10 protein-coding genes are annotated in these 12,008 nt (G+C 75.7%); 7 read left to right on the forward strand and 3 right to left on the reverse strand.

Annotation, left to right across the window (positions count from 1 at the left end; genetic code table 11):
* Position 1 precedes the first annotated feature (1 nt).
* Together ABD973_RS06455 and ABD973_RS06460 are read left to right on the forward strand one after the other, a co-directional pair.
* Complete coding sequence (locus ABD973_RS06455; RefSeq protein WP_125822914.1) at positions 2 to 742, forward strand: TIGR04222 domain-containing membrane protein; 741 nt, start codon at positions 2 to 4, stop codon at positions 740 to 742.
* A gap of 113 nt (positions 743 to 855) precedes the next feature.
* Complete coding sequence (locus tag ABD973_RS06460) at positions 856 to 2,628, forward strand: alpha/beta hydrolase (RefSeq protein ID WP_345499117.1); 1,773 nt, start codon at positions 856 to 858, stop codon at positions 2,626 to 2,628.
* Between the two features lie 111 nt (positions 2,629 to 2,739).
* Here ABD973_RS06460 and hemQ read toward each other — a convergent pair whose 3' ends face one another.
* The gene (gene hemQ / locus ABD973_RS06465; RefSeq protein WP_125822913.1) at positions 2,740 to 3,453 is read right to left on the reverse strand and encodes a hydrogen peroxide-dependent heme synthase; all 714 of its coding nucleotides are present in this window, start codon (positions 3,451 to 3,453) and stop codon (positions 2,740 to 2,742) included.
* Positions 3,454 to 3,476: 23 nt separating this feature from the next.
* Positions 3,477 to 4,955: a protoporphyrinogen oxidase gene (gene hemG / locus ABD973_RS06470; RefSeq protein ID WP_125822912.1), complete on the reverse strand. Its 1,479-nt coding sequence runs from the start codon at positions 4,953 to 4,955 to the stop codon at positions 3,477 to 3,479.
* A 139-nt stretch (positions 4,956 to 5,094) separates the two neighbouring features.
* Here hemG and ABD973_RS06475 point away from each other — a divergent pair, with 139 nt between their 5' ends.
* Both ABD973_RS06475 and ABD973_RS06480 read left to right on the forward strand, forming a co-directional pair.
* Positions 5,095 to 6,102, forward strand: coding sequence for a DUF4349 domain-containing protein (locus tag ABD973_RS06475; RefSeq protein WP_345499121.1), 1,008 nt, complete (start codon positions 5,095 to 5,097; stop codon positions 6,100 to 6,102).
* A 62-nt stretch (positions 6,103 to 6,164) separates the two neighbouring features.
* Positions 6,165 to 7,547, forward strand: a complete 1,383-nt coding sequence (locus tag ABD973_RS06480; RefSeq protein WP_125822910.1) for an FAD-dependent oxidoreductase — start codon at positions 6,165 to 6,167, stop codon at positions 7,545 to 7,547.
* Positions 7,548 to 7,770: 223 nt separating this feature from the next.
* Here the strand turns inward: ABD973_RS06480 and hemE are convergent, their stop codons facing one another.
* The gene (gene hemE / locus ABD973_RS06485) at positions 7,771 to 8,835 is read right to left on the reverse strand and encodes a uroporphyrinogen decarboxylase (protein ID WP_125604838.1); all 1,065 of its coding nucleotides are present in this window, start codon (positions 8,833 to 8,835) and stop codon (positions 7,771 to 7,773) included.
* A 91-nt stretch (positions 8,836 to 8,926) separates the two neighbouring features.
* Between hemE and ABD973_RS06490 the strand changes: the two genes are divergently transcribed.
* From ABD973_RS06490 to ABD973_RS06500, 3 genes are all read left to right on the forward strand, one after another.
* Positions 8,927 to 9,583, forward strand: coding sequence for a DUF3000 domain-containing protein (locus ABD973_RS06490; RefSeq protein ID WP_125822909.1), 657 nt, complete (start codon positions 8,927 to 8,929; stop codon positions 9,581 to 9,583).
* Between the two features lie 287 nt (positions 9,584 to 9,870).
* Entirely contained in the window at positions 9,871 to 10,533 is a 663-nt protein-coding gene (locus ABD973_RS06495) for a helix-turn-helix transcriptional regulator (RefSeq protein WP_007267191.1), read from the forward strand.
* Positions 10,534 to 10,658: 125 nt separating this feature from the next.
* A complete protein-coding gene (locus ABD973_RS06500) occupies positions 10,659 to 11,945 on the forward strand; it encodes an HRDC domain-containing protein (protein WP_125822908.1) in 1,287 nt (428 codons plus the stop codon).
* Positions 11,946 to 12,008 lie beyond the last annotated feature (63 nt).

The raw sequence follows: 12,008 nt of genomic DNA on the forward strand, positions 1-12,008 counted from the left end.
CATGTTCTGGATCTTGTTCCTGCTGCTGGCCTGGGCCGGGGTGCTGACCTCGGCCGCCCGCCTGCTGCGGGCCGCCACCGAGGCCGCCGACCCGGCGCCGCGCCCCGCCTCGGCCCGGCGGCCGGGGGCGCTGAACCTGTACGAGGCCGCGTACCTGGCCGGCGGCCCGGAGCGGGTCGCCGTGCTGACCCTGCTGTCGATGGAACGCCGGCAGCGGCTGCTGCTGGCCCGCACGGGCTGGGCCACCGTGCTCGACCCGGTCGCCCGTGACGCCCACGAGCGGGCCGTGCTGGCCGCGTTCGGCCCCGACGGCCAGTGCCCGGTGCCAGCCCTGCGGGAGGCCGCCGCCGCGCACCCGGCCGTACGGGCCCTCGCGGACCGGCTGGACGAGGCGGGCCTGGCGGTGCCGCGCGGGGTGCGGGACGCGGTGGCGGACGGGGTCCGGTCGGTGCGGTGGGCCGCCGTGCTGGTGGCGGCCATGGCGGGGGCCGCGCTGGCGGTACCGGCGGACGGGGCGGACGTGTCGAAGGTGCTGTACTGGTTCGCCCTGCCGATGCTGCTCGCGGTGTGCTGCCTGGCCATCGCCCGCCCGGGCGGCCCCTGGGCCTCCCCGGCGGGCCAACGCCTCCTGGCCGCCCTGGACCACGACCGCACCCCCGGCGACCCCCTGGCGGCCGTGGCCGTCCGCGGCCTGAGCGCCCTCCCCGACCCGGACCTGCGCGCGGCCCTGGGGCGCTCCTGAGGGCCGGCGCTCCGTCAAGCGGGCGTACCGGGGCCGGTGTTCCGGCGGTTCGCCCGGGGCCGCGCACGGAGCTGGCATTTCATCGGACGGGACGATGAGATGAAGGGGTCGCCATGCGGACCAGCCGGACGACGACGCTCACGCGGCAGGGGGTCGCCGTGGCGGCGCTCTGCCTCGCCCTGTGCGCCCCCGCGCCGGCCCGGGCGAGCGGGCCCGGGCCGGGGGGCGGGGGCGGGCGGGTCGACGCCGAGGATGCCGGGGCCGAGCTGGTCGTGCGGCGGGCCGCCGCTGCCGCCGCTGCCGCCGCTGCCGCCGCCGGGCCGCGGCCGGCGGGCGGGGCGGGCGGGGCTCCGGCGGCGGGGACCCGGCCCGTGGTCCGGCCCGTGGTCCGGCCCACCGCCGCCGGGCTGGAGTTCCGGCCGTGTCCCGCCGTCGAGGAACTGCCCGACCCCGTGCGGTGCGCCACCCTGCGGGTCCCGCTCGACTACGCCCGCCCCGACGGCCCGCAGATCTCCCTCACCGTCAGCCGGGTCCCCGCCACCGGCCGCGGCGGCGCCGTCCGGCAGGGCGCGCTCGTGTTCAACCCCGGCGGGCCGGGCGCCTCCGGGATGACCTTCCCGCTGCTGGCCGGCCGGCCCGCCTGGGCCCGCGTCGCGGCCGCCTACGACCTGGTCGGCTACGCCCCGCGCGGGGTCGGCCGTTCCGCCCCGCTGACCTGCCAGGACCCCGCCGAGTGGCCGAAGGGGCCGACGCAGGTCCCGGCCGAGCCCTCCGCCGCGTACAAGCGGGAGCGGCTGGACGCCGCCCGGGCCTACGCCCGGGGGTGCGCACGGCACGCCGGCCCCGCGCTCGGGTACTACACGACCCTGAACAACGCCCGCGACCTGGACGTGCTGCGGGCCGCCCTCGGCGAGCCGCGGCTGACCTTCATGGGGGCCTCGTACGGCACCTACCTCGGGGCCGTGTACGCCACCCGCCACCCCGAGCGGGTGCGCCGCATGGTCTTCGACTCGGCGGTCGACCCGGACCCGCGCCGCGTCTGGTACGCGAACAACCTCGCCCAGGCCCCGGCCTTCGAGCGCCGCTGGGCCGACTTCCGCGCCTGGGCGGCCCGCCACCACTCCGTGTACGGGCTCGGCACCACGGCGGGGGCCGTGCGGGAGAGCTACGAGAAGGTCCGCGCGGCCGTGGCCCGTACCCCGGCGGGCGGGCTCGTCGGGACGGGCGAGCTGCACGCGGCGTACCTGCAGACCGCGTACTACGACGACGTCTGGCCCGAGCGGGCCGCGGCCCTCGCCGCGTACCTGCGCGGGGACGAGGCCCCGCTCGTCCGGCAGGCGGCCCGCGACCCGGGCACGGCGCGGCGGGCGGCCAACGCGACCGCCGTCTACACGGCGGTGCTGTGCAACGACGCCCCCTGGCCCGGCGACTGGGAGACCTGGGACCGCGACAACACCGCGCTGGCCCGCCGGGCCCCCTTCGAGACCTGGGCCAACGCCTTCCTGAACCTGCCCTGCGCCTCCTGGCCGGTGTCCGAGCGGCAGCACCCCGTCAACGTCGGGGCCGTCGGGGCGGCGCCGGGCCGGCTGCCGGGGACGCTGATCGTCGCGGCGGAGCGGGACGGGGCGACGCCCCACGCGGGCGCGCTGGAACTGCAGGGGCGGCTCGGCGCCCGGGCCGCGCTGGTCACGGAGCGGCGGGCGGGCACCCACGGGGTGGCCGGCGGACGCAACGCGTGCGTGGACCGGCATGTGGAACGGTACCTGCTGACGGGCGCCACCCCGGGGTGGCGCGTCACGTGTGCGCCGCATCCGGAGCCCGCACCGGTGTCGCTGGACGACCGGGCAGCCGGCGCCTCCAGGGCGCTGCTGCCTCCGGCCGTCTGAACTTCCGGGCGGGATCTCCGGCTGCGTCGTTTCGGGGGCAGGGCCTCCCGATCCCCGGAGGCCACCCTTGTGTCACGGGTGTTCCTCCGGTCCTTCCCCCCAGGGGAGGTATCAGGCGAGCCCGGCGACCAGATCGGCGACGGACTTGCGGCGCCCGGTGTAGAAGGGCACCTCCTCGCGGACGTGCATGCGGGCCTCGGAGGCGCGCAGGTGGCGCATGAGGTCGACGATGCGGTAGAGCTCGTCGGCCTCGAAGGCCAGCAGCCACTCGTAGTCGCCCAGCGAGAAGGAGGCGACGGTGTTGGCGCGCACGTCGGGGTAGCCGCGGGCCATCTTGCCGTGGTCGGCGAGCATGCGGCGGCGGTCCTCGTCGGGCAGCAGGTACCAGTCGTAGCTGCGCACGAAGGGGTAGACGCTGACGTAGTCGCGGGCGACCTCGTCGGCCAGGAAGGCCGGGATGTGCGACTTGTTGAACTCGGCCGGGCGGTGCAGGGCCATGTTCGACCACACCGGCTCCAGGGCGCGGCCCAGCTTGGTGCGGCGGAACAGGTTGTAGGCGGTCTGCAGCTCGTCGGCGGTCTCGGCGTGCCACCAGATCATGATGTCCGCGTCGGCGCGCAGGCCGGAGACGTCGTAGGTGCCGCGGACCGTGATGTCCTTGGCGGCCAGCTGGTCGAACAGCTCCTGGACCTCGTCGGCGTAGCCGGTGCGGTCCTCGGGCAGGACGTCCTTCAGCTTGAAGACGGACCACAGGGTGTAGCGGATGACCTCGTTGAGGTCCTTCGCCTTCTTCCCCGCGTTGGGAATCTTCTCTGGTGCAGTCATGTGTCCATTGTCCCGTGTGCTGATCAGTGGTCTGTCCCAGGGGTGGCCGAAGCGGCGAGCACCGCGTCGGCCGCCTTCCCGGCGCTCGCCACGCAGGCGGGGATGCCGACCCCGTCGTAGAGGGCTCCGCAGACCGCGAGGCCCGGGAGGGCGGCCACGGCGGTACGGATCCGCTCGACGCGGGCGAGGTGGCCGACGGGGTACTGGGGCAGTCCGCCCTCCCAGCGGGTGACGGTGGCGGCCACCGGACGGGCGGCCAGCCCGACGGCCTCGCCGAGGTCCCCGAGGGAGGCGTCGACCAGCTCGGAGTCCTCCCGTTCCAGGTCGCCCTCGTCGCCGTGCCGGCCGATGGAGGTGCGCAGCAGGAAGAGTTCCGGGTCGGCGCCGGCCCAGGCCCACTTGTTGCTGGAGAAGGTGGACGCCTTGATCGTGCGGCCGTCGACGGGCGGTACGAGGAACCCGCTGGCGCCGCCGTCGGCGACGGCGGCGGGCAGGTCGGAGCGCCGGAAGGCCATGGTGACCAGGGCCATGGAGGCGTACTCGGCCTCGCGCAGCGCGGCCGCGGCCGCCGGTGCGGGGCCGGCGAGCAGGCGGGCGGCGGGTCCGGCGGGGGTGGCGAGGACGACGGCGTCGGCGTCGAGTACCTCGCCGTCGGCGGTGATCCGCCAGCCGCCCGGCGTACGGGCGATCCCGCGCACGGGGGTGCCGGTGAGGATCCGCGCCCCGGCCGCCCGGCAGGCGTCGGCGACGGCGAGCGGAAGCCGGCCGATGCCGCCGGCGATCCCGGCGAAGAAGGCGCCGGTGGCGGCCGCGCCGGTGACGGTGGTCCGCTCGGCGGCCGCGCGGGCCGCGGCGCCGCTCTGGAGGGAGCGGACGCTGTCGGTGAGCGTGGGGTGGGTGCGTACGGCCTGGTAGAGGGCGGGGACGGCGGCGCGCATCGAGATGCGGTAGGCGTCGCCCGCGTAGACCCCTCCGAGCAGCGGTTCGACGAGCCGGTCGACGACCTCGCGCCCCATGCGGGCGGCGACGTACTCGCCGACGGCGACGTCCTCGCCGACCTCGGTGGGCGGCAGCGCGGTGTCGGCGGCGATGCGGGCGAGGCCCTCGGCGGACAGGACGCCGGAGGCGGCGAGCGGGGCGGTGTCGCCGGGGACGCCCATGACGTGCCCCTTGGGCATGTCGCGCAGGGCGCCGCGGGTCCACAGCCGGGCGGTGGCGGTGGCCGGGGGCTGGAGGGCGTCGCCGAGGCCGACGGCCCGGGCCAGCTCCAGGGCCTCGGGGCGGCGGGCGAGCACGGATTCGGCGCCGAGGTCGACGGGGAGTCCCGCGAGCTCTCCGGCGTGCAGCTTGCCGCCGAGGCGCGGGCCGGCCTCCAGGAGGGTGACGCGGAGCCCGTCGCCGAGGAGCCGGTGGGCGGCCGCGAGGCCGGAGATGCCGCCGCCGATGACGACGACGTGCCGCGGGGAGCCCGGCCGGTCCGTACGTGTGTCCGCTTCGTGCATGAACACATCGTCTCAGACCGGGTGGTGAGGCCTGAACGTGACCGCATCGGGACCGGCTCGGGACCTGGCGGGCGAAACCCGCGGGGGGTCCGCGGGCGTCGAAACGGGGACATCAGCCGATCCTCCGGGGGTACTGACGATGTACACGCTCCACAGACACCGCGGCGCCGTGGCGCTGGCCGGCCTCTCGCTCGCGGGGGCCCTCGCGCTCACGGGCTGCGGGGCCGACGGCGGCGCGAAGCCCTCCTCGGACCGGGCGGCGGTCGCCGGGCCCCGGGAGGGCGGGGCCGCGCAGGGCAAGCCGGGGGCCGGGGCGGCCGCGCCCCCGTCGGCGGCGCAGGACGCCAAGGCCGGGACGCAGGCGCCGGTGCGGCCGCACGTCATCCGTACGGGGAAGCTGGGCATCGAGACGTCCGAGCCGCAGAAGGCCCTGGCGGCGGCCCGTACGGCGGCCGAGGGCGCGGGCGGCTACGTCGGCAACGAGTCCACCGAGCGCGGCGGGGACGGCCGGATGACCTCGACGCTGACGCTGCGGGTGCCGGGCGACAAGTTCGACTCGGTGATCGGCGCGCTGGAGGGCAGCGGGAAGCTGCTGCACCGGAAGGTCGAGGCGCAGGACGTGACCGAGAAGGTCGCCGACGTCGACAGCCGGGTGAAGTCACAGCAGGCCAGCGTGGCCCGGGTGCGGGAGATGATGGAGAAGGCCTCGGCGCTGAGCGACGTGGTGATGCTGGAGGGCGAGCTGAGCCGGCGTCAGTCCGACCTGGAGTCGCTGCTGGCCCAGCAGAACGCGCTGAAGGACCAGACGGCGATGGGCACGGTCACGGTGTCCGTCTCGGAGCCGGCGCCCGCCGCCGTGGAGCGCGAGGACGAGGAGCCGGGCCTCGGTGACGCGCTGGGCGGCGGCTGGGGCGTGTTCGTGACGCTGGTGCGCTACCTCGCGCTGGCGCTCGCGGCGGTGCTGCCGTTCGGGATCGCCGCGGCCCTGCTGGTCCTCGGGTTCAAGGCGTACCGCAGGCTCCGCCCGGCGAAGCCGAAGACGGGCCCGGCCCGCACCCTGGTGCCCCGGCAGGCGCCCGCGCAGGCCGCGGCCCCCGCCGCGGCGCCCGGGCGGTCCGACGTCCCTGGAGCGGATCTCCAGGACTGACGGCGGGTCCGCCCGTAGCGTGTCCCCGTAGGCGCAGGATGCGGCAGGAGGCGGGGCGGACGATGGCGGTGGAACGACTGGTGGTGGTCGGCGGTGACGCGGCGGGGATGTCCGCCGCGTCACAGGCGCGGCGGCTGAAGGGCCCGGCGGAGCTGGAGATCGTCGCGTTCGAGCGCGGGCACTTCACCTCGTACTCCGCGTGCGGGATCCCGTACTGGGTCGGCGGGCAGGTCGGCGGCCGGGACGAGCTGATCGCCCGCACCCCCGAGGAGCACCGCGCCCGGGGCATCGACCTGCGCACGCGCACGGAGGTGGTGGAGCTCGACGTGGCGGGCCGCCGGGTGCGTTCCCGGGACCTGGAGAGCGGCGCCGAGTCCTGGACGGGCTACGACAAGCTGGTCCTGGCGACCGGTGCCCGCCCGGTCCGGCCGAAGCTGCCGGGGATCGGCGCGCACGGGGTGCACGGGGTCCAGTCGCTGGACGACGGCCAGCGCCTGATGGACGACCTGGAGCGGACGCCGGGCCGCCGGGCGGTGGTGGCCGGCGCGGGCTACATCGGCGTGGAGATGGCCGAGGCCCTGGTGAACCGGGGCTTCGAGGTCACCGTGCTGCACCGGGGGCCGCAGCCGATGTCCACCCTGGACCCGGACATGGGCGGTCTGGTGCACTCCGCGATGAACGCCATGGGCATCGTGACGGTCGCCGGCGCGGACGTGGCGAAGATCCTCACGGACGAGGAGGGCCGGGCCCGCGCGGTGGCCACCGCGGACGGGCGCGAGTACCCGGCGGACGTGGTCGTGCTCGGCATCGGCGTGGAGCCGCGCACGGCGCTGGCCCGGGCCGCCGGGCTGCCGCTCGGCGAGTCGGGGGGCCTGCTGACGGACCTGTCGATGCGGGTCCGGGGCCACGAGGACATCTGGGCCGGCGGCGACTGCGTGGAGGTCCTGGACCTGGTGGCGGGCCGGACGCGGCACATCCCGCTGGGCACGCACGCCAACAAGCACGGCCAGGTGATCGGTTCGAACGCGGGCGGCGGCTACGCCACGTTCCCGGGTGTCGTCGGGACGGCGGTCAGCAAGGTCTGCGACCTGGAGATCGCCCGTACGGGGCTGCGCGAGAAGGACGCGCGGGAGGCGGGCCTGCGGTACGTGACGGCCGCCATCCGCTCGACGAACACGGCGGGCTACTACCCGGGGGCCCGGGAGATGACGGTCAAGATGCTGGCGGAGCGGCGCACGGGCCGGCTGCTCGGCGTGCAGATCGTCGGCGGTGCCGGGGCCGCGAAGCGGGTGGACGTGGCGGCGGTCGCGCTGACGGCGGGGATGACGGTGGAGCAGGTGGTCGCGCTGGACCTGGGCTACGCCCCGCCGTTCTCTCCCGTGTGGGACCCGGTGCTGGTGGCGGCCCGCAAGGCCGTCTCCGCCGTCCGCTCCGCGGGGGTGTAGCCCTGCGGGGCCGGTCCCCTACCCGCCCTTCCACCGTTCCCCGGGGCTCTGCCCCGGACCCCGTACGGGCGCTGCGCGCCCGCGCCTCAAACGCCGGCGGGGCTGGAGGATCCAGCCCCGCCGGCGTTTGAGGCGCGGGGTTTGGGGCGGAGCCCCAAGGAACGGAGGAGGGGCGGGGCGGGGAGTGGCTCCGCAGGCACCGCCCCCGGCCCGCCGCGTACGGCTAGCGCTGCGTGCGGGTGTGGACGTAGTCCACCAGGCGGGTCAGCGCGTCCGGGTCGGTCGTCGGCAGGACACCGTGGCCGAGGTTGAAGACGTGGCCCTCCAGGCCGGCGGCGGCCGCCAGGACCTCGTCCGTCTTGGCCTGGACGGCCTCCGGGGTGGAGAAGAGGACGGCGGGGTCCAGGTTGCCCTGGAGCGCCTTGCCGGGGCCGACGCGGCGCGCGGCCTCGTCCAGCGAGACGCGGTAGTCGACGCCCACGACGTCCGCGCCGGCCTCGCCCATCAGGCCGAGCAGCTCGCCCGTGCCCACGCCGAAGTGGATCCGCGGGACGCCGTACGAGGCGACGGACTCCAGGACCTTCGCGGAGGCCGGCATGACCGAGCGGCGGTAGTCCGCCGGGGCCAGGGCGCCGACCCAGGAGTCGAAGAGCTGGACCGCGGAGGCGCCGGCCTCGATCTGGACCTTGAGGAAGGACGAGGTGATCTCGGCGAGGCGGTCCAGCAGGTCCGCCCACAGCCCGGGGTCCCCGTACATCAGGGCCTTGGTGTGCTCGTGGTTCTTGGACGGGCCGCCCTCGACGAGGTAGCTCGCGAGGGTGAAGGGCGCGCCGGCGAAGCCGATCAACGGCGTGCCGCCGAGTTCACCCGTGAGCATGCCGATGGCCTCGGTGACGTACGCGACGTCCTCCGGGGTGAGGTCGCGCAGCTGTGCGAGGTCCTCGCGGCGGCGGATCGGCTGGGCGACGACGGGGCCGATGCCCGGCTTGATGTCCAGGTCGACGCCGATGGCCTTCAGCGGGACCACGATGTCGGAGAAGAAGATCGCCGCGTCCACGTCGTGCCGCCGCACGGGCTGCATGGTGATCTCGGTGACCAGGTCGGGGCGCATGCAGGACTCCAGCATGGCCGTGCCCTCGCGCACCTTGCGGTACTCGGGGAGTGAGCGGCCGGCCTGCCTCATGAACCACACCGGCGTGTGGGGCACCGGCTCCCGCCGGCACGCCTTCAGGAAGGCGGAATCGTACGTCTGGCTCGGCGGGCCCTGGGGGCGGTCGTTGGCGCTCACGACCCAAATCTTCGCACGTATGAAGAAGTGCCCGGCCCGGCGCGGGTGTCCCTGCGCCGTACGGACGCTCGTTCCGCCTAGTCTTCCCGGCATGGCTGCGGCTCAGGGACGATTTTCAGATGGCGCCGAGGGTACGGACAGCGCGAAGGAGAGTTCGGTCCCGCTCCCGTTCCGGCGGGCGGTCGACGGCTTGCGCAAGGCGCGGCTGCGGCCCGGGATCGAGATCGAGCCGGTGAAGCCGCCCCAGCGGCTGGCGCCGTACGCGTACGCGCTGGAGGCCGCGATCGTGGACGGGGAGGACGACCTGGCCGACGGCCGGCTGATCCTGCTCCACGATCCGGCCGGGCACGACGCCTGGCAGGGAGCGTTCCGGCTGGTGACGCTGGTGCGGGCGGAGCTGGAGCCGGAGATGGCGGCGGACCCGCTGCTGGCCGAGGTGTGCTGGTCCTGGCTGACGGGTGCGCTGGAGGCGCGCGGGCTGGGGTACGGGGAGGCGAGCGGCACCGTCACGATGGCGGCCTCGCACTACTTCGGCGGGCTTTCGGAGCGGCGTCCGGCGACGCAGATCGAGATCCGGGCCTCGTGGACGCCGCGCGAGGGGGCGGGCGGGGTGCCGGACACGACCGCGCACCTGGCGGCCTGGTGCGAGCTGCTGTGCCAGATCGCGGGGCTGCCGCCGGTGGGGCCGACGGACAACGTCACGGGCGTGGTGTCCCTGCCACAGCGGCGCGGTCCGCACCACCCGTAGCCGGGCGTTCCGAGGGGGCCGTACGGGCGCGTTCCGCTGCCCGCGTGCGTACCCGTGACGACCGCTCGTTGTCATAACGGCGCGTCAGAACGACGCGGGCCGGGCGGCCTTCTGATCATCCCTTGATCGATCGTGCGTCCGAATTGCCCGAATTGTTACTCACCAAATCGTGATCATTCCCTAAAGCCGGGTGGGTGACGTGCCGAAGGAGTCAGTGACCATCCGCACGGTGCGAACCGGCTTCCTTCCCCGAGCCGGCCGTCCCGCCACTCCCCCAGGAGGCCTAGGTGTCCGTTCTTCTCGAGCAGCCCGCAAGCCTGGTCGCCTACCGCCCGAACAAGCCGACGGCCATGGTCGTCGTGGCCGACCCGCGCGTCCGTTCCACCGTGACCCGCCATCTGTGGGCCCTCGGAGTCCGTGACGTGATCGAGGCGTCGTCCATCGCGGAGGCCCGCCCCCGCGTCGGCAGCCCGCGCGACATCTGCGTGGCCGACGTACACCTGCCCGACGGTTCCGGTCTCACCCTGCTCTCCGAGACCCGCGCCGCGGGCTGGCCGAACGGCCTGGCCCTGTCCGCCGCCGATGACATCGGTGCCGTGCGCAACGCCCTCGCGGGCGGAGTGAAGGGCTACGTCGTCACCGGTACGCGGACCAACATCGGGCTCCCCACCCGGCCCGGCGCCGCCCCCATCGGTGCCGCCGCCGCACGCATGCACCGCCGCCCCCCGGGTGCCCCGAGCCACCCGGGCGGCTACCGAGAGCTCTCCGGCCGCGAGGTCGAGGTCCTGCGCCTCGTCGCGGAGGGCCAGTCCAACAAGGCCATCGGCGTCTCGATGGGTCTGTCCGCCCTGACCGTCAAGTCCCACCTCGCCCGGATCGCCCGCAAGCTGGGCACCGGCGACCGGGCCGGGATGGTCGCCGTCGCACTGCGGACGGGGATCATCCACTGATCCGCCCCGAGGCTCCCGGGCGAACCGCCGGGAGGCCCCGGGAACCGGCCGCCGTTCTCCCCCTCGCGCCCGTCGACGGAACGTTCCGGCGACGGGCGCGTCACATACACGGATACCCTTGACCGGTGACCGACGCCCAAGAGACCGCAGCACACCTGCGCACCACCACCGGGGGCGGCCCCCCGGACGCCGAGGTTCCGTCCGATGGGCAGCCGACGCCGATCCCCTTGCTGGAGCCCCGTGAGGGCATTCCGCCGGTCGTCGCCGACGCCGACGCCCTCGCCCGGGTCGTCGCGGCCTTCGCCGCCGGCACCGGGCCCGTGGCCGTCGACGCCGAGCGCGCCTCCGGCTACCGGTACGGCCAGCGCGCCTACCTCGTACAGCTGCGCCGCGAGGGCGCGGGCTCCGCGCTCGTGGACCCGGTGGGCTGTCCGGACCTGTCCGCGCTGGGCGAGGCGCTGTCCGGTACCGAATGGATCCTGCACGCCGCCACCCAGGACCTGCCGTGCCTGCGGGAAATAGGCATGGTGCCCACCTCGCTCTTCGACACCGAGCTGGCCGGCCGCCTGGCGGGCTTCCCCCGGGTCGGACTCGGCGCGATGGTGGAGAGCGTGCTCGGCTACGCCCTGGAGAAGGGGCACTCCGCCGTCGACTGGTCCACCCGGCCGCTCCCCGAGCCCTGGCTGCGCTACGCGGCGCTCGACGTGGAGCTGCTGGTGGACCTGCGGGACGCGCTGGAGAAGGAACTGGAGCGGCAGGGCAAGCTGGAGTGGGCCCGCCAGGAGTTCGACGCCATCGCCTCGGCCCCGCCCGCCCCTCCCCGCAAGGACCCCTGGCGCCGCACGTCCGGCATGCACAAGGTGCGCCGCCGCCGGCAGATGGCGGTCGTCCGGGAGCTGTGGGAGTCCCGCGACCGCATCGCGCAGCGCCGGGACGTCTCCCCCGGCAAGGTGCTGGGCGACGCCGCGATCGTGGAGGCGGCCCTGGCCCTCCCCGCGAACGTGCACGCCCTGTCCTCCCTGCCCGGGTACGGGCAGCGGATGGGCCGGCGCCAGCTGGACCAGTGGATGGCGGCCGTGGACCGGGCGAAGGCCCTGCCCGAGAGCGAGCTGCCGCAGCCCGGGGCCTCCCCCTCCGGCCCGCCCCCGCCGCGTTCCTGGGCGGACAAGGACCCGGCCGCCGCGGCCCGGCTCGCGGCGGCCCGCACCGCCGTCTCGACGCTGGCCGAGCGGCTGAACCTGCCGCAGGAGAACCTGATCACTCCGGACACCGTGCGCCGGCTGTGCTGGGAGCCCCCCAAGCGGCTCGACGCGGACACGGTGGCGCAGGCCCTGGCCGGCCACGGCGCCCGCCCCTGGCAGATCGAGCAGGTGACCCCGGTGCTGGTCACGGCCCTGGCCGCGACCGCCTGACCCCGGCACCACGAAAACCCCGGCACCCCCGAAAGCCCCCGGCCCCCGGCCGGGGGCTTTCGC

This window comes from Streptomyces racemochromogenes (assembly GCF_039535215.1).
GTDB classification, from domain to species: Bacteria; Actinomycetota; Actinomycetes; order Streptomycetales; family Streptomycetaceae; genus Streptomyces; species Streptomyces racemochromogenes.

What these genes read in the sequence shown, in the direction of transcription:
- ABD973_RS06455 (WP_125822914.1), top strand. Translation starts at nt 2, where the DNA reads ATGTTCTGGATCTTGTTCCTGCTGCTGGCCTGGGCCGGGGTGCTGACC.
- ABD973_RS06460 (WP_345499117.1), top strand. Translation starts at nt 856, where the DNA reads ATGCGGACCAGCCGGACGACGACGCTCACGCGGCAGGGGGTCGCCGTG.
- hemQ (WP_125822913.1), bottom strand. Translation starts at nt 3,453, where the DNA reads ATGACTGCACCAGAGAAGATTCCCAACGCGGGGAAGAAGGCGAAGGAC.
- hemG (WP_125822912.1), bottom strand. Translation starts at nt 4,955, where the DNA reads ATGCACGAAGCGGACACACGTACGGACCGGCCGGGCTCCCCGCGGCAC.
- ABD973_RS06475 (WP_345499121.1), top strand. Translation starts at nt 5,095, where the DNA reads ATGTACACGCTCCACAGACACCGCGGCGCCGTGGCGCTGGCCGGCCTC.
- ABD973_RS06480 (WP_125822910.1), top strand. Translation starts at nt 6,165, where the DNA reads ATGGCGGTGGAACGACTGGTGGTGGTCGGCGGTGACGCGGCGGGGATG.
- ABD973_RS06490 (WP_125822909.1), top strand. Translation starts at nt 8,927, where the DNA reads ATGGCTGCGGCTCAGGGACGATTTTCAGATGGCGCCGAGGGTACGGAC.